Source organism: Nocardia sp. NPDC059240, assembly GCF_042753865.1.
Classification (GTDB): Bacteria; Actinomycetota; Actinomycetes; order Mycobacteriales; family Mycobacteriaceae; genus Nocardia.
Genome location: NZ_JBHZAC010000004.1, coordinates 777540 through 793642 on the forward strand (window position 1 = coordinate 777540; position 16103 = coordinate 793642).

Sequence of the window (16103 nt, forward strand, 5' to 3'; positions counted from 1 at the left end):
GGTGTTTTGTCTTGTCTTGTCTCGAGAAGGTGATGCGTGCAGTCCGTGGGCCGGGATCGGCGGCCGACGGTAGGCGGCTCGGCGTCAGCCCTGGTCCGGTAGGGCAGGCGACGTAACCACACCTCCCCTGCCCTGCGAACGCCAGGGCCGCACCGGCCGTCCGGGGTTCACGCCACCCGTGAACCCCACTGTTGGCAACTGGAATCCACCGCCGCGCCAACTTGCTCAGCCACGTGATGACGCTGGTTGACCTTCGGCGTGCCGGTCGGATCCACACGCCGGGGCGCGATCCAACCGCAGCGGCCCGGGTGAGCCGAATCCTTGCCCATGACCACGGTTTTCCAGCCGTCGACCGAATCGTTGACCAGGGCGTGGCAGTGATCGCATGCCAGAGCGAGATTCGACAGATCGGTCGGGCCGCCGTCGGCCCAGTCGGTGATGTGGTGGACCGCGCACATCGAGGCAGGCGCATCACAGCCCGGGCGGGTGCAGCCCTTGTCCCGCGCGATCAACGCCAACCGCTGACCAGGGCTGGCGAGGCGCTTGCCCCGGCCAAGGAACAACGGGATGCCTTGCGGGTCAAGGACTGCCAGCACCGGGCGGGTGCCTGCGGCCATCCTCAACGCCTCGTTGATGGAGACGTGGCCGCCGGTGGCGGTGGACGCCACGCCCGCACCGCGCTCGAGATCGGCGAGGCTCATGGTGAGGATGACCTGGGTCTTGAGACCACGGTGGTGACCGAACGTGGCTGCAGCGCCGAAGGATTCACCGAATGCGGCTGTTGCGCCCACGGACTCGCCCCATTCCACGACGGAGGAGATATCGGTCGCGCCGACAACGCCAGCCGAGGTCGCAGGCTCACCGGCCGCAGCAATCATGCCGACGGCCGCACCGGTCGCAGCCACCGAGTTACCGGGCGCGCCAGGCACAGCCGAGGTGCCCGGTGCAGCAGTCGCGGCCACCGCGTTGCCGGATGTTCCCGACGCGGCCACCACGTGGCCACGCGTACCAGCCACAGCCACCGAGATGCCGGGCATGGCGACACGCTTGCCAGTGGACGGGACCGGCTGCAGCAGCGCGAACAGGGCGTCGTGGGTGCGCTGAGCGGTATCACGACGATCACGGCGGGCGGCGGCCTCCAGCGTCTTCGAGTCGAACGACTTCGCTGACAGGGCAAGCGGTTCGATGTCGTCGAGGTTGCACATACCCGGACGCGCGTACTTGGCGAAGAACGCATCCAGATAGGCGCGCAGCTCCGGGGTCAGCCAACCCTCGACCTTCGACATGCCGTCCACACCCGGACGCGCCAGAGTGAGACCACGACGGCGACGACGGTCGGCATCGGAGATCACCGTGCCGTCCGGATCCAGACGGGCGAGGATTTCACGGCCCATCTTGGGCAGATCATCGGGCTGACCGGTCAGGCAGTGCTCGACGAGGTGCTGTTCGGTCTCGGCGTAGGTTTCGGCCGGGAGGTCGGCGGGCAGGTGCGTCATCACCTCCACGATGTTGCGGGCGTGGTCGCGCGAGATGTCGCCTGCTTCATACGCTTCGGCGGTCGCGGAGAGGGTGTCTGCGCGTGGCTTGCCGGTGGCGTCGAGCAGCTCACCGCAGGAGCGGGCGATCTTCACACGACCGGCCGCGTCGTAACGGGACAGGCCCAGGGTTTCACGCAGGAAAGGGACCACGGCACCAGCACCACTCGACTGCGACAGACCACGCTCGCCGATTTCGATGATCAGGCGTGAATCCAGGGCGGAGAGTTGACGCTTGCAGGATTCGAGGTGCTGCAGCATCGCCACGAAATCGGGGTCGCTGATGGGTGCGAGGGTGTCGTGCAGGATGGTGGTCGAAAAGTTCTGCACTGCGGTCACCAGGGCGGTGATGCCGCAGTTGTCGAGTGATTCCCCCTTCGAATTCATGTGCTAATTCTACCGCTGAATTCAAGGGCAAGGAACCCGAAATGTCCTGTATTGCAATATAATTCCGGGCTTGACCATTCAGATCGGGTGAAGGGCAACGCATTTCGTGCAGCGATTCCACCAGTCGGGGATCGGGTGCGACCACGGGAATCCGTGGGGCAACACTCGAACCTCGGCACCGCATTCGGGGCGGCTGCTGCCGGCGGCTACCGCGTGGGCGATGGGTGGCCCGTCTGTGATGGCGGTGATGTTGGTGTAGTTTCCGAATTCGATCGGCAATGCGGGATTCGCGGCCACCAGCCTGGAGTTTCCGTGAAACCGGATTTCGTACTCCATGCCCCTAACTTTATGACGGCCGAGCTTCCGCGCGGGACGGCTGTGGTCGACAGCCGGTGTTAGGGTGCGCGGGTTGTCGAGGGGAATGTGGAGTAGGCGATGGTGCAGGATGACGACGGTGCGGGCACCGTCTTGTGGCGGCCGACCGGTCCGGAAGAGATGGAGTTGGTTCGGGAGTCGGGTTGGCGGGCTTGGCCGCCCAGGCTTCCCGAGCAGCCGATCTTCTATCCGGTGCTGAATGAGGACTATGCGATCCGGATCGCGCGGGAGTGGAATGTGCCGCACCACGGGGTCGGGTATGTGACTCGGTTCCGGGTGCAGACGGAATTTCTGGAACGCTATCCGGTGCAGCAGGCCGGCGGGCAGACGATCTTGGAGTTGTGGGTTCCGGCCGAAGAGCTGGACGAATTCAATGCCCATCTGATCGGCCCCATCGAGGTCGTTCACGAGTTCCGCTGACTCGGTCTGCCACTGCGCCGGCTCGGGGCTCATATCCTTGCCGGATGAGCCAATTCGATTGGGGAACGGTCGATCAGGGACTTCGAGGGCGGCGAGCGCGGTCGTTCGGGGCGGCGGCGACCACCTATGACGAGCATCGGCCGGACTATCCGATATCCGGGGTGCGGTGGGCGCTCGAACCGGTGGCCGCTGACAAGGTGCGGGTGCTCGATCTGGCGGCGGGGACCGGCAAGCTCACCGGCGTGATCCTCGCCGCGGGGGCGCAGCCGACCGCGGTGGAGCCCGACGACGGGATGCGTGCGGTCCTGGCGGACCGCTATCCCGAGGTGACGGCGCTCGCGGGAACCGCGGAATCGATTCCGCTGCCGGATGATTCGATGGATGCCGTGCTGGTGGGACAGGCGCTGCACTGGTTCGATCTGTCGCGCGCGTTTCCCGAGATCGCGCGGGTGTTGCGGCCCGGGGGTGTGCTGGCGGCGTTCTGGAACGAACCCGACGACTCCGTCGAGTGGGTGGCGGGCCTGGAACGGGTCTCGCGGTCGGATGCGTCGTTCCCACCGGCGCAGCAACCGGATCTGCCCAGCCATGCCCGCTTCTCGGCGTTCGAGACGGCGACGTTCCCCCATTCACATCGTCGCACCGTCGAATCCCTGACCTCCACCATCGGTACCCACTCCCACGCCCTCGTCATCTCGCCGGCCGATCGCGCCGCCCTGCTCGATCGGATCGCGGCCTACCTGCGCAGCCGACCCGAGACAGCCGACGGCCCGTTCGAGATGCCCTTGCGCACCTTGGTTATTCGCTCGGCTGTCACACCCCTGCCCTAGCGTCGCGAGATGTGGAGAGCACACCGCGGTTTCGCGCCGCGCACCGGTCCGCGCTGGATCATGTACTGGCCTTGATCGCCGAATCATCGTGGGGGCGTGGGCTGGTGCTGCGCGGGAGTATGACCATGGCCGCCTGGGTGGGCGAGCAGGCCCGGGAACCGGCGGATCTGGACTGGATCGTGCCGGAGCCGACCGATATCGGGTTCACCGACGCGGCGGATCCGTTCCCGTTCGTTGAAGACCTGTCCTGGGTGCAGCATTGGCCGGAGGCGGTGTTCGGGGCGGCCGGTGGCGAAATGTGGGAGGACGAGCAGCAGTTCGAGACTTTCGGGCTGCGGCCGGTGCTGCCCCCGGACGGCCTGCAGTGGGTCGATCTCACCGACTACCTGGAGAACCACACCTGGACCTCCCTGCAGGACTGTCTGATCGAGACGATTCGGCAGCGACCGGTGACTCCGGCGGGTGTGGTCCTGAGCGCCGACGGCATCGAGGACGGGTCGGAACTGGACTATGCCCTCGACTACGGCGGCACTCCGGGCCTGCGTCTGCGAGTGCCCTGGTACACGGTCGGTCCCGAGGCGATGTCCGGCCGCATCCAACTGGATTTCGCGGCCGACGAAGCCGTCTTCGACTCCCCGGTCTGGACCCTGATCCCCCGCGGTGACGGTCGCGCGCCCACCCCGTGCGTCACAGCCGGACCGGAGCTGTCACTGGCCTGGAAACTGTTGTGGTTCTACACCGATGCTCATGACGCGGAGATCTACGGCGACGGTTTCGAGGGCGGCGCAGGCAAAGATCTCTACGACGCCGTGATGCTGGCGGAGTCGCCCCGAACCCGGCTCACCCGCTCCCTGCTGCGCAAGGTATTCGGCGACAAGGCAGCGGATTTCGAGTCCGAGGACATCCTCGGGTGGAAGGTGCACTGGGATGCCTTCCAGCACACCAACCCCCACGTGACCGGCGACAAACGGGAGTGGCTCGAACGATTGACCCGAGCCCTCTCCCGCATTGCCTGACACCGGCAGCTCAGCTCTTCCCACCGGCGGAGAGCACGTGCGCCAACTCCTGCACTGCCACGCTCGCCATCACCGCCTGACCCGAGGTCGAGAAGTGGATTCGATCCGCGCTGACCAGATTGTCGCGGTCGTTGAACGGGTGATCACACATGTCGAAGACGACGGCCCCGAAGTCCGCGGCGACTCGGCGGGTGATGTCGGTCATCGTTCGAATTCGCTTGTCCCAGTCCGGATATGCGGGCACGACGAACGCCCGTCCCATGGTGAAGGTGGTCAGCAGAGCCCCGGTGTCGGCCGCGAGCCGATACATGCGCCGCATGGATCGCTCGATCGCATCGAAATCGGGCTCCCGCCGCAAGATGTCGTTCGGACCGCTGGGTAGATGCAGGAGATCCGGCCCGAACTCGAGCATGCGGTCGAACTGTTCCGACATGGTCCGATGCGTGGTGACACCGATCTCGGAGATATTGAGGTACAACAGATCCGGGTGAACCCGTCGCAGTATCGCCGCGACTCGATCCGACCAGCCCTGGTTCCGATATCCGGGCGTCGGATCCCCGACGCCCGCCGACAGACTGTCACCGACCACACCGAATCGTCGCCAGGGTGCGTCGAACAGCAGTCCGGCGGCGGTGATCTCGGAGAGGCAGAAGGGGTCGCTCTGTTCGGTCATTGCCGTTTTCAGCATCCCACTACTCCTGTTCCGACCGACGGTTCCGGGGCGTGATGCCGAATGCTGTTGCGGCACCGACAACCGCGACGACCGCGACGAACACCCACCCGTGCCGGAAGGCGATCAACATTCGGTCGGCCGCGGTGTCGAGCGACCCGAGCACCGCGATCAGCACGGCCACACCGAGCACATAGCCGAGTTGACGGGCGGTGTTCACCACCGCGCTCCCGGTGGCCGACTGGTCCGGCGGCAGATCGACGGCGGCCGAGGCAATCATGCTGGGCAACGCGAGCCCGATCCCGACACCGGAGATCACCCAGCCGGGCAGCACATCGGTGGCGTAGTGCACAGGTGTGGCGGCGGTGGCCAGCACCAGCAGCACCCCCGCCGCCAGCAGCAGGTTCCCCAGGGCCACAACGACACCCACCGGCATCCGCTTGACCAGCCGCTGACTAACGATGGCGAAGATCGGCACCATGCTCGGCCCCGGCAGAATGGCCAGCCCGGTGGCGATGGTGCTGAAGTGGGCCGAATTCTCGAGCCACAGCGCGATACTGAGGAACCACGCCCCGAAGGCGGTGCAGAACGCCAGCACGGTGATATTCGCCCAGACGAAGGTCGGCACCCGGAACAGGGCGGGCGACACCACCGGATTCGGTTGCCGCACAATCCGGATCACGAACCAGGCCACCCCGAGCACCGCGACCGTCAGTGCCGTGATCGTCGCACCGCCGTGCCACGACCAGTCGCCACTCTTCACCAACCCGAGTGACAGCGCACCGATCGCCACGATCAGCATGGCCGTCCCGAACAGGTCGGGCATGCGAGAAGCCATGCGCTCGTGCCGATTCGGCACCACCCGCACCGCCGCGACGGCCGCTGCCACGCCGACCGGCAGGTTGATCAGGAACACCCACCGCCAGGACGCCTCGACCAGCGCTCCACCGACCACCGGACCGACGGCCGCGGCGAACGAGCTCGTCGTCGCCCAGATCTTCACCGCCCCCGACACCCGCGCGGGCGGCAGCACCGTCAGCAGCAATCCCAGGCTGGCCGGGGTCAAGGCGGCCGCGCCGACCGCCTGCACCACCCGGAACGCGACCAGCGCCCACAGCGCCGGGGCCACCGCGCACGCCAGGCTCGCCAGCGTGAAAACGGCCAGCCCGACCAGGAATCCGGCCTTGCGCCCGAACCGGTCGGAGAATCGGCCCGCCGGAATCAGCAAGGCCGCATAGACGATCGCGTACCCGTTGAGCACCCAGCTGATATCCGCCAGCGACGAACCCCGGTAGGACTCACCGATTTTCGTGAAGGCCACGTTCACCACGAAGACGTCGAGCATGGCCATGAACGCGGCCGAACACAGGATCCACACGATCGCCGTCGAACGATCGCGAGTCGGGGGCGAGCCCGCCGATTCGTCCGCGGTCACGTCCCGTGCGGTAGTTACGCCATCCATCAGGCTCCCCTTCTCGTCGTACAAAAAAAGAATACGGTCGGGCGTATGTATATAGCAAGGGATGCGACCATCGGATCGAAAAACGGCATACGATCGGCTGTATGGACACTTCCGAGGCCGAGACGACCGGCGAAAGCGGTGATCGGCGATTGCTGCGCGGGGCGCGCTCACGGCTCGCGGTGACCGAGCGCGCGGTCGATATCGCCTCGACCGACGGCCTCGACGGACTCAGCTTCGGGCGACTGGCCGATGATCTCGGGGTCAGCAAGGCCGGTATCCAGACGCTGTTCCGAACCAAGGAGAGGTTGCAGCTGGCGACCGTGGAGGCGGCGCGGGCGGAGTTCCTCGACGCGGTCGTGCGGCCCGCGCAGGACTCCCCCGCCGGCGTCGCCCGGCTGCGCGCGCTCGTCGATCGCTGGATGGACTATGTCGTCGCACCGCTGTTCCCCGGCGGTTGCTTCTGGGGTGCGAACCTCCCGATCTTCGACAGCCGCACCGGCCCGATCCGGGACGAGTTGCGGCGGCAGCGACGGGAGTGGGTCGAGATTCTCGCCACCCAGTTCCGCGCGGCCCTCGCCGCCGGTGAGATCGCCCCGATCGATCCCGACCTGGCCGCCTTCCAGGTCAATGCCCTGCTGACCACGGTCAATCAGGAGCTACGCCTCGACGACGAGAACAGCGTGACCATGGCGCGCCGGATCATCGACGGACTGCTCACTCCCGCCGCCTGATTCGCGCGCGCCCTACGGCTACTGGTCGAAGGAGATGTGCAGCGAATCGGATTCGGGCAGGGTCTGGCAGGCCAGGGTCAGTCCCTGCGCCAGTTCCTCCTCGATGAGGGATTCGTTCATGAGCATGCGGGTGCGACCCTGTTTGACCGAGCAGATGCAAGTGGCACAGGCGGATTCGCGGCAGACGTACGGCGCGTCGATTCCGTGGTCGAGCAGGACGTCGAGCAGCTTCTTGGTTCTGGGCCAGGGCAGGGTGTGTGTCTCGCCGTCGATATCGACGGTGACGATGGCGGATTCGGCAGAGGCCACCGGGACCGGGCCGACCGGATCGGGATGCGCGATGGTCGCGTGCTCGAAGGGATTGTCGGTGAGGGAGCGGTATTTCTCCTCGTGAATGGATCGCTCGGACACTCGCAGCTGACCCAGCCCCTGTTTGACGGTCGAGGCGAAACCGGCTGGGCCACAGAGATATACATCGTTCCGACGGTAGGGCCGAGCCAGCCCGGCGATGCCGCGGGCGGTGGGGAGTCCGCGCTCGGATTCCAGCCAGTGCACGACGGTCAGGCGACGCGGATACCGGCGGACCAGCTCCTGCAATTGCGTGGCGAAGATGATCGATGGCCGATCCCGATTCGCATAGAGGACCGCGATATCGCCCCGGCCGAGGCGCAGCGCCGATTTGAGAATCGACATGATCGGGGTGATGCCGCTGCCCGCCGCGCACAGCAGCAGATCGCGGTTCCACGAGCGGGGCGTGAAGTTGCCGGCCGGTTCCAGAACCGTGAGGACATCACCTGCGGAAACGTTGTCGCACAACCAGTTCGAGCCGTAGCCACCGGGAGTGCGTTTGACCGTGACGGTGGGTCGTTCGTCGCCGTCGGGACTGCTCGACAGCGAATAGCAGCGGGCGACGGAACCCGTCCGCTCGCTGGGGACGCGCAGCGTCAGGTACTGACCCGGTGCATAGGTGAATCGGCCGGTCAGGTCGGTGGGGATATCGAAGATCAGCGAGACCGCGTCGGCGGTCTCGCTGATGACTTCGCGCACCTTGAGTTCGTGGGCGCGAGCATTCACCGCGGGCCTCCCCCTCTGCCCAGTACCAGCTCACCGAGCGACTGGATCCGCTCCATCGAAAGCGGTTGGGTCATCCGGCGATTCACGCCCGGCGCGATGCGCAGCATGAAGTAGCCCAACCACGCCTCGGTCCGCACCGGCACGACCGCCAGATCGAAGCGGATGGCTCGGACGACGGCCCGGGCCACCAGATCCGGGCTCATCGGCGAGAACGGCAGGCGTTCGGCCAGTTCCTGGACCTGCGCGGCGATCTGCTTGCCACGCTCCACCAGCACCGGGTCCACGCCGACCGCGATGGCGTGCTCGCCGATGCTGGTGTTGATCACGCCGGGGCAGATCGCGCTCACCCCGACGCCCTTGGGCGCGAGTTCCAGCCGCAGGCATTCGGTGAGCATCTTCACCCCGGCCTTGGACACCGAGTACGCCGCCATCACCGGGGTCGGGGTGAACGCCGCCGCGGAGGCGATGTTCACGATGTGCCCGCGCTTGCCCTCGTCGATCATGAGCCGTCCGAAGGCCCGGCAGCCGTACACGACACCGAGCAGGTTCACGCTGAGCTGCCGCTCCCAGTCCTCGGGTTCGAGGTCCAGGAACGCGCCGCTGACCAGAATTCCGGCATTGTTGACCAGCACGTCGGGCACGCCATGGTCGGCATGCACGTCGCGGGTGAACGCCGCCCAGGCATGCGGATCGGTGACATCGAGCTGCATGGCGACCGCCCGCTGCCCCTTGGACTGGATGAGTGCCACCGTGCCCAGTGCCGCGTCCTTGTCGATGTCGGACACGATCACCTGGGATCCCATGCGCGCGAACCGAAGTGCCGTCGCCCGCCCGATCCCGCTGCCCGCACCGGTGACGACGACGAGTTTCGGGTCGATGGAGTTGAGTTTCACGAGACCTCCTCGGAGAGCACGACGGGCTCCGCCACGACGGGCGCGCCGACGGTGTAGCGATACACGTCGAGATCGAAATGCCGGTTCTGCCAATACATCTCGCCGTGGGTGGACGGGCGGAACGGGGAATCGCCGTGATTGTCGAGGTAGTAGGTGTTGGACCCGTCGCAGACCGGCGTGAACAGGAAGTTCTTCTGCTGCCGGCGCAGACACCGCTGGAAGTACTCGTCGTGCACCTCCTGGCGGATCTCGACCTCGGTGGTGCCACGCTCCCTCGACTCCGCGATCACCCGCGCCAGGTGCGCCGAGGTGGCCTCGATCATCCAGATGTAGGAGCCGAGCACGAACCCGTACGGACCGGTGATGGTGAAGGAGTTCGGGAACCCCGGCACAGAAACACCCTGGTAGGACTGGTAGCGATGCTCGTCCCAGAACTGTTCGAGATCCTTGCCGCCACGCCCGCGCACCGGGAACGGCGGGATCGCGCCCTTGTCCCACAGCTTGAATCCGGTGGCGCAGATGAGCACATCGATCTCGTGCTCGGTCCCGTCCACGGTGACCACACCGCGATCGGTGATCCGCGCGATGGAATCGGTGACCAGGCTGACGTCGGAGCGGTTGAACGTCCGCAGGTAGTCGTTGGACATCGACGGACGCTTGCAGCCCAATCCATAACGTGGAGTGAGCTTCTCCCGCAGTTCCGGGTCGTCCACCTGCGACCGCATCCAGCGCCGGATGGGCGCTTCGGCCAGCTTCCGTCCGGAATTGGTGAGCCAGGTCGGCCCGACCACCATGCCGCTCATGGCGACCTCGGTGCCGATATTGCCGACCAGTCGCAGCGCGGACCGGATCCGCCGGTTGCTCAGCACCTGACGGCCGAGTGCGCCGACTTCGGCATCGTTCTTCGGGAACACCCAGATCGGTGTCCGCTGGAACACCGTCAAGTGTTCGGTCTCGTCGACGATCGCCGGAATCAACTGCAGGGCAGTGGCTCCCGTGCCGATGACAGCCACTCGCTTACCGGCCAGCGACACGTCGTGATCCCACATCGCGGTGTGCATCAGGGTGCCGCCGAAGTCGTCGAGTCCCTCGATGTCGGGCATCTTGGGCCGTTCCAGCCCGCCGATGGCCAACACGATGTATCGCGCGGTGAGGCGCTCTCCGCCGTCGGTGCTCAACTGCCACAGGCTGTTCCGGTCGTCGAACTCGGCCGCCACGATGGTCGTGTTCAACCGCAGCTTGTCGCGCAGCCCGTACTTGTCGACCATGCTCTCGGCGTAATCGCGCAGTTCGGTGCCGGGCGCGAAGATCCGCGACCAGTCCCCACGCTGCTCGTAGGAGAAGCTGTAGATGAACGACGGGATGTCCACCGCCACCCCGGGATAGGTGTTGGCATGCCAGGTGCCGCCCACCCGATCCCATTTGTCGACGATCACGAAGTCGTGAATGCCTTTGCGCTGCAGTGCGATCCCTGTGCCTATGCCGCCGAACCCGGCCCCGACCACGATGATCTCGTGGTCGGGGCGGGCGGTGGGCACACCACTGCCACCGTTTCTTCCCACTGTCATTGCCTCCGGCTCAGCCGATTCGGTCCAGCAGTTCGCCGTCCGCGCCGAACAGCTCCTGCCGCCACTGCTCGAGCAGCGCGTTGGTGTCGATGTCGTCGGGGTGGAATCCCGGCCGCATATACGGCCGCATCTCCTTGAGCAGGTCCTTCACGATGGGCCCGCGGTAGAGCCGGATCGACTGCCGCAGCACCTTCAAGGGCCGCCAACTGCGCGGATCACTGAGGATGGAGGCGAAGACGCCGAGCGCGACCACCGGGATGGTGAAGACGTACATGCCCGCCATCACGCCGATGCGGACCGTTTCAGGCCCACCGGCATTGCGGTACACGTCGAAGGCCACCGACTTGTGCTCGAGCTCCTCGAAAGCGTGCCAGTTCAACAGATTCCACACCTCGGGGTCACCCGGGATGTCCTGAATCTCGTCGGTGCCCAGCACCCGCTTGGCCAGGGTGGCCGTGTAGTGCTCGGCCGCCGCGGTCACCGCGAGATGCACCTGCCGGGGCACCGCGTTCTCGAGCGCGATCAACCCCTTCTCCCGCAGCGCGTCGCTGCCGAAGGTGAAGATCCGCACGATGGGAAAGCCGTTCACGATGAGCTGCTCGTTCAACCGCCGATGCTGCTGCCCGTGCACCGCTTCCTGGCCGATGAACCCGGCCACCCGCTTCTTGAGCACGGGATCGGTGATCTCACCGGAGAACTTGCGCACCGAGCGGATGAAGGATTCCTCGCCCGGTGGGAACGCGCCCGAGAGCACCGCGATCAAATGGGTGAGCGGGATATCGCCCTGGACGAAGTGATGTGCCATCGGTTCGGGCTCGCCGAACCGGAATCGCATGCGCCGCACCTTCGGGTAGGGCGCGAGAGTGGTGTTTTCCTGCCGACCGATCGCCATTGGTCGGTCCTTTCTTGCGATGGAGTTGTACTTACTTCAGGTGGTCGACGAGCTGACCGTCTTTCCCGAAAAGCTCACGCTGCCAACGGGACAGCAGCTCGGAGGTGTCGATGTCGTCGGGATGGAAGCCGGGGCGCAGGTACTTGGCCAGCTCCGGCATCAGGCCACGGAAGATGGGCCCGGTGAACAGCCGATAGGTCTCGCGGGCGACGCGCACCGGCTGCCGCCGCGCGTTCTCGTCCCGGCCGACCGCCACCGCCAGGCTGACGTAGGTCAGCGGCAGGGTCAGCGCGTACATGGCGAGCATGACGCCGATGCGGGTGCGTTCACTGCCGCCGACCGCGCGGAAGACGTCGAAGGCCACCGACTTGTGCTCGAGTTCCTCGAGCGCATGCCAATTCAGCAGGTTCCACACTTCCGGGTCACCCGGAATGTTCTGGATCTCGTCGCTGCCGAGCACCCGCTGCGCGAGCACCGCCGTGTAGTGCTCCGCGGCCGCGGTCATGGCCAGGTGCACTTCGGGCGAGATGCGCTCTTCGATCTGCAGCATGCGCTCGATGGCCTGCGGCGAGTCCAGCCACTTGATGGGATAACCCATCTCGACCAGCTTGTCATTGAGTTTGCGGTGCTCCTGGCCGTGCATGGCCTCCTGCCCGACGAATCCGGTGACCCGTTTGCGCAGCAGGGGATCGGTGATCCGGTCGGTCACGCGGCGGACCGAGCGGATGAAGGATTCCTCGCCGGCCGGGAAGCCGCCGGACATGCCGGCCACGAAATGGCTGTAGACCATGTCGTTCTCGACGAAGTACTTGTCGTGCGAATCGCGCTGATCGAAGCGGAATTTGATGCGACGGGCCTTCGGATAGGCCTGCGCCGGAAGGGTATTCGTCATCTGACCATCCTTGGTGCAACACTGAGTACCTAGTACTACGTGTTCGATGTAAGGTCAGTGTAGGATTGTCCCAGACACCACACAAGGGGTGGGCCGTATCGAATCGAATTACAATCTGGCGCATGGCCTCCCGTCGCGACCGCCCGGCCGAAATGAAGGGTGATGCCCGCAGCGACCGCTGGCATACCCATCGCGCCTCGGTCCGCGCCGAACTCATCGAGGCCACCATCCGCGCCATCGACACGCACGGGGCCGAGCTCTCCATCGACGATGTGGTGAAAACCGCTGGTATACCGCGTCCCAAGCTGTACCGGTTCTTCGGCGACAAGGTGGAGTTGATGGCCGCGGTCAGCGGCCGGGTACAGGAACTCATCGTCGAACGGGTCACCCCACACCTGGATCCGACCGGGCCCATCCGCGATGCGGTGCACACCGCCCTGTCCGCGTACATCGATCTCGTCGCCGAGCGCCCCAACCTTTTTCACTTCATCGTCAGCTCACAGGTGATCACGGCCTTCGGCGCGGCCCGCCTGATCGAGGACGGCCGCCCACTGTCCGATACAGTCGCCGAGTTCTTCTCCGGGGTGCTGCGACTGCGCGGCGCGAACGGCGATCACACCCAGTTCGCGGTGGACGCCATGCTCGGCGCGATCGGTCTGGGCGTACTGCGCTGGCTCAACGAACCGGTCATCACTGCAAAGGAACTCACCGACGAACTGACCGCCTTCGCCTGGGGAGCGCTCTCGGCCACCGCCGAGGCTCGCGGCCTCACCCTCGATCCCAACGCGCCCCTGCTGCCGGTCCCCCAGCTCAGCGAATAAGCCGGCTCAGCGAATGAAGCGCTCCACCATCCGGCGCTCGCTCGCGGCGTCGGCCAGCGGCCAGGTCAGCAGCGACAGCACCATCCGCACAATCCATTGCGCCGCTTCGTCATCGGGCGCGATGCCGGTGAGCAGGGTCGCGATCCGCCCCAGTTCCGGCGAGCTCGCGAACGCCCCGTCGCTGCCGCCGGCCCGACTGCCCGCGAACCCCTTGGCCAGCACCGGGTCCGAGCGCACCGCCAGCACCGACGCCAGGATCGCCTCCACGATCCGGCGCGAACCCTCGTAGCGCCGCACCGCCGCGGTCACCCGCTCGGCCACGGCCACCGCCGATTTCGCCATCACCGCGTCGAAGAGCGCGGCCTTGCCCGGGAAGTGGCGGTACAGCGTGGCGCGTGAGCAGCCCGCCGCGCCCGCCACCTCATCCATTCCCACATGATCGAATCCGCGCGTCTGGAACAGCTCCGCCGCGATGCCGACGATCCGGTCCGAGGCGATCGAACGCCGGACCCCGCCCGCCAGCCAGTCCACCCGCTGCCCGCTCGGCCCGACAGGTTCGGCCACCATACGCACTCCTCATTGGCGAAGATCCGGTCTCATCCTGAGATGCGAGGCTGGATTCGTCCAGTGGCGATTGCGCGGCGAGTGGCCGGACAGCGAGCGTCCCGGCCGATAGCCAGATTTAAGGAAATTCCAATTCAGCGTTAATTCCGCTAGTCAACACGCATATCTAGAATTGCTGAAAGTTCACCCTCTGCGTGTGAGGCTCTAGAAAGACCATGCGTGGCACCGTGCATTCACGGGCTCGAGCAATTCGACGGCAGATCTGCCATAGAGGAGACATCGCGTGGAGAAGAGTGTGGCGCGACTCGGTCGCCGCCTCGGCAAACCCACGGCCAAGGACATCACCTCAGGCATGGCGACCGGCCTGTTCAGCATTCCCGAGGGCATGGCCTACGCCTCCATCGCCGGGTTCAATCCGGTCGCGGGGCTGTACGCGGGCGTGGTGCCGCCCATCCTGGGCTCACTCACCGCCTCGACCGTCCTGATGATCACGACGCTGACCAGTGCCATAGCCCTGACCGGCCAATCCGCCATCGCCACCGCCGGACTCGACCCGCACGACGCGGGCAATATCGCCGCGCTGACCCTGCTGGTCGGCGTGGTCATGGTGCTGATGGGTGTGCTGCGACTCGGCGTGGTGATGAGCTTCGTCTCCAACGCAGTCATGGTCGGGTTCTCCACCGGCATCGCGCTGCAGATCATGACCGGTGTCTTCAAGGACGCCACCGGGTACAAGCCGCCGGGGCACAACAAGCTTGTCCAGGTATGGAATTGGCTGACCGGGATCTCGCACTGGCAGTCCGCGGCCACCTGGGTCGCCATCGCGACCGTCGCGGTATGGGCGGTCGCCCGGCTGATCCCCAAGATCGAGGCGCTGGCCCTGCTGGTCGCCATGGTCGTGGTGAGTGTGGCCGTCGCGATCCTCGGCACCGATGTCGAACTCGTCTCCGATATCGCCCACATTCCCGGCGCACTGCCCGGACTGTCACTGCCCAACTGGGGTGCGATGCCGCACCTGGCCGCCGGCGCGCTGTCGGTGGCGCTGGTCGCGCTGGCCCAGGCCGCCAGTGTCGCGCCCTCCATGCCGAACCCGGACGGTAGCCGGTCATCGGTGAACGCGGACTTCACCGCGCAGGGCATTGCGAACCTGGGTGGCGGCCTGTTCTCGGCCCTGCCCGCGGGCGGCTCGCTGTCACGAACCGGTGTCGCGGCCGGGGTGGGAGCCCGAACCCGCTGGGCCGGAGTCGTTTCCGGCGTGTTCCTGGCCCTGGTGGTGGTCACCTGCGGCAGCCTGGCCGAGCGCATTCCGATGCCGGTCATCGGCGGGCTCATCCTGGTGGTGGGCGCGGAACTGGTGTGGGGCAAGGTCAAAGACATCGAATTGGTGTGGCGCACCTCGAAGCTGTCCACCGCGGCCCTGATCGCCACCTTCGCCGCCACCACCCAGTTGCCGTTGCAGCAGGCCATCGTGATCGGCGCGGTGCTGTCGCTACTGCTGTACTGCGTGCAGGCGGCCCGGCAGATCGAGCTGGTCGGCCTCGCCCGCGACGCAGCCGGGAACTGGCGGACCACCACTGTGCCGCAAGCGCTTCCGCCGCACACCGTGACCGTCATCGACTATCGCGGTAGCAGCTTCTTCGCCGAGCTCCCCCGGCTGGAATCCGCGCTGCCCGACGTGTCCGGGGCCCGCGACGCGGTGCTCGTGCTGGTGTTGCGCGCCATGCCCGACATCCCGTCCTCGGCCATCCTGCGCCTGCTCGAGCGCTACAACCGCGAATTGCACGACGCCGGAGGGCGACTCGTGCTGGCGGGCGTGCAACCGGAGCTCGCGGAAGTCATGAAACACACCGGGCTCCTCGACGAGCTCGGACCCGACGGCGTCATCGAGACCGAGCCCGAGATCTTCGGGCCGGTCACCAAGGCCGTCGAACTCGGAACCAACTGGATCAACAGTCGACAAACCCAACAGTGAGGTG

16 protein-coding genes are annotated in these 16103 nt (G+C 66.3%); 6 read left to right on the forward strand and 10 right to left on the reverse strand.

The genetic code is table 11. The features are described 5' to 3' along the window. Positions 1-167: 167 nt before the first annotated feature. Together ACFXHA_RS18250 and ACFXHA_RS18255 are read right to left on the reverse strand one after the other, a co-directional pair. Positions 168-1922, reverse strand: coding sequence for a DUF222 domain-containing protein (locus ACFXHA_RS18250; RefSeq protein WP_379358046.1), 1755 nt, complete (start codon positions 1920-1922; stop codon positions 168-170). A 78-nt stretch (positions 1923-2000) separates the two neighbouring features. Next, positions 2001-2258 (reverse strand): hypothetical protein, encoded by a 258-nt coding sequence (locus ACFXHA_RS18255; RefSeq protein ID WP_379358048.1) that lies wholly within the window; start codon positions 2256-2258, stop codon positions 2001-2003. Between the two features lie 99 nt (positions 2259-2357). Between ACFXHA_RS18255 and ACFXHA_RS18260 the strand changes: the two genes are divergently transcribed. From ACFXHA_RS18260 to ACFXHA_RS18270, 3 genes are read left to right on the forward strand one after another with little or no spacing between them, the layout of a single operon-like run. Then, positions 2358-2717, forward strand: coding sequence for an ADP-ribosylation/crystallin J1 (locus tag ACFXHA_RS18260; protein WP_379358050.1), 360 nt, complete (start codon positions 2358-2360; stop codon positions 2715-2717). A 44-nt stretch (positions 2718-2761) separates the two neighbouring features. Then, the gene (locus tag ACFXHA_RS18265) at positions 2762-3544 is read left to right on the forward strand and encodes a class I SAM-dependent methyltransferase (protein WP_379358052.1); all 783 of its coding nucleotides are present in this window, start codon (positions 2762-2764) and stop codon (positions 3542-3544) included. A gap of 11 nt (positions 3545-3555) precedes the next feature. Further along, positions 3556-4560: a nucleotidyl transferase AbiEii/AbiGii toxin family protein gene (locus ACFXHA_RS18270; RefSeq protein ID WP_379358054.1), complete on the forward strand. Its 1005-nt coding sequence runs from the start codon at positions 3556-3558 to the stop codon at positions 4558-4560. 10 nt (positions 4561-4570) lie between these two features. Here the strand turns inward: ACFXHA_RS18270 and ACFXHA_RS18275 are convergent, their stop codons facing one another. Together ACFXHA_RS18275 and ACFXHA_RS18280 are read right to left on the reverse strand one after the other, a co-directional pair. Continuing rightward, complete coding sequence (locus ACFXHA_RS18275; RefSeq protein WP_379358056.1) at positions 4571-5248, reverse strand: SGNH/GDSL hydrolase family protein; 678 nt, start codon at positions 5246-5248, stop codon at positions 4571-4573. 4 nt (positions 5249-5252) lie between these two features. Next, positions 5253-6692 (reverse strand): MFS transporter, encoded by a 1440-nt coding sequence (locus tag ACFXHA_RS18280; protein WP_379358058.1) that lies wholly within the window; start codon positions 6690-6692, stop codon positions 5253-5255. A gap of 101 nt (positions 6693-6793) precedes the next feature. Between ACFXHA_RS18280 and ACFXHA_RS18285 the strand changes: the two genes are divergently transcribed. After that, the gene (locus tag ACFXHA_RS18285) at positions 6794-7423 is read left to right on the forward strand and encodes a TetR/AcrR family transcriptional regulator (RefSeq protein ID WP_379358060.1); all 630 of its coding nucleotides are present in this window, start codon (positions 6794-6796) and stop codon (positions 7421-7423) included. A gap of 18 nt (positions 7424-7441) precedes the next feature. On the opposite strand, the gene ACFXHA_RS18290 is transcribed toward ACFXHA_RS18285, so the two are convergent. The 5 genes from ACFXHA_RS18290 to ACFXHA_RS18310 are packed head-to-tail and all read right to left on the reverse strand — an operon-like array spanning position 7442 to position 12742. After that, the gene (locus ACFXHA_RS18290; protein WP_379358062.1) at positions 7442-8497 is read right to left on the reverse strand and encodes a 2Fe-2S iron-sulfur cluster-binding protein; all 1056 of its coding nucleotides are present in this window, start codon (positions 8495-8497) and stop codon (positions 7442-7444) included. Next, positions 8494-9390, reverse strand: coding sequence for an SDR family NAD(P)-dependent oxidoreductase (locus tag ACFXHA_RS18295; RefSeq protein WP_379358064.1), 897 nt, complete (start codon positions 9388-9390; stop codon positions 8494-8496). The genes ACFXHA_RS18290 and ACFXHA_RS18295 overlap by 4 nt, the downstream gene beginning before the upstream one ends. Then, positions 9387-10958: a flavin-containing monooxygenase gene (locus tag ACFXHA_RS18300; RefSeq protein WP_379358066.1), complete on the reverse strand. Its 1572-nt coding sequence runs from the start codon at positions 10956-10958 to the stop codon at positions 9387-9389. The genes ACFXHA_RS18295 and ACFXHA_RS18300 overlap by 4 nt, the downstream gene beginning before the upstream one ends. 10 nt (positions 10959-10968) lie before the next feature. After that, positions 10969-11850: a metal-dependent hydrolase gene (locus tag ACFXHA_RS18305; protein WP_379358068.1), complete on the reverse strand. Its 882-nt coding sequence runs from the start codon at positions 11848-11850 to the stop codon at positions 10969-10971. 31 nt (positions 11851-11881) lie between these two features. Next, positions 11882-12742: a metal-dependent hydrolase gene (locus ACFXHA_RS18310; protein ID WP_379358070.1), complete on the reverse strand. Its 861-nt coding sequence runs from the start codon at positions 12740-12742 to the stop codon at positions 11882-11884. A gap of 122 nt (positions 12743-12864) precedes the next feature. Here ACFXHA_RS18310 and ACFXHA_RS18315 point away from each other — a divergent pair, with 122 nt between their 5' ends. Beyond that, positions 12865-13563, forward strand: coding sequence for a TetR/AcrR family transcriptional regulator (locus ACFXHA_RS18315; RefSeq protein WP_379358072.1), 699 nt, complete (start codon positions 12865-12867; stop codon positions 13561-13563). Between the two features lie 6 nt (positions 13564-13569). Here the strand turns inward: ACFXHA_RS18315 and ACFXHA_RS18320 are convergent, their stop codons facing one another. Continuing rightward, the gene (locus tag ACFXHA_RS18320) at positions 13570-14130 is read right to left on the reverse strand and encodes a TetR/AcrR family transcriptional regulator (protein ID WP_379358074.1); all 561 of its coding nucleotides are present in this window, start codon (positions 14128-14130) and stop codon (positions 13570-13572) included. Positions 14131-14410: 280 nt separating this feature from the next. On the opposite strand from ACFXHA_RS18320, the gene ACFXHA_RS18325 reads away from it, so the two are divergent. Next, positions 14411-16099: a SulP family inorganic anion transporter gene (locus tag ACFXHA_RS18325; protein WP_379358076.1), complete on the forward strand. Its 1689-nt coding sequence runs from the start codon at positions 14411-14413 to the stop codon at positions 16097-16099. Positions 16100-16103: the final 4 nt, after the last annotated feature.

Coding starts and splice junctions, on each gene's coding strand:
- ACFXHA_RS18260 (WP_379358050.1), top strand. CDS start 2,358: ATGGTGCAGGATGACGACGGTGCGGGCACCGTCTTGTGGCGGCCGACC.
- ACFXHA_RS18320 (WP_379358074.1), bottom strand. CDS start 14,130: ATGGTGGCCGAACCTGTCGGGCCGAGCGGGCAGCGGGTGGACTGGCTG.
- ACFXHA_RS18310 (WP_379358070.1), bottom strand. CDS start 12,742: ATGACGAATACCCTTCCGGCGCAGGCCTATCCGAAGGCCCGTCGCATC.
- ACFXHA_RS18285 (WP_379358060.1), top strand. CDS start 6,794: ATGGACACTTCCGAGGCCGAGACGACCGGCGAAAGCGGTGATCGGCGA.
- ACFXHA_RS18305 (WP_379358068.1), bottom strand. CDS start 11,850: ATGGCGATCGGTCGGCAGGAAAACACCACTCTCGCGCCCTACCCGAAG.
- ACFXHA_RS18275 (WP_379358056.1), bottom strand. CDS start 5,248: ATGCTGAAAACGGCAATGACCGAACAGAGCGACCCCTTCTGCCTCTCC.
- ACFXHA_RS18265 (WP_379358052.1), top strand. CDS start 2,762: ATGAGCCAATTCGATTGGGGAACGGTCGATCAGGGACTTCGAGGGCGG.
- ACFXHA_RS18315 (WP_379358072.1), top strand. CDS start 12,865: ATGGCCTCCCGTCGCGACCGCCCGGCCGAAATGAAGGGTGATGCCCGC.
- ACFXHA_RS18280 (WP_379358058.1), bottom strand. CDS start 6,692: ATGGATGGCGTAACTACCGCACGGGACGTGACCGCGGACGAATCGGCG.
- ACFXHA_RS18250 (WP_379358046.1), bottom strand. CDS start 1,922: ATGAATTCGAAGGGGGAATCACTCGACAACTGCGGCATCACCGCCCTG.
- ACFXHA_RS18300 (WP_379358066.1), bottom strand. CDS start 10,958: ATGACAGTGGGAAGAAACGGTGGCAGTGGTGTGCCCACCGCCCGCCCC.
- ACFXHA_RS18255 (WP_379358048.1), bottom strand. CDS start 2,258: ATGGAGTACGAAATCCGGTTTCACGGAAACTCCAGGCTGGTGGCCGCG.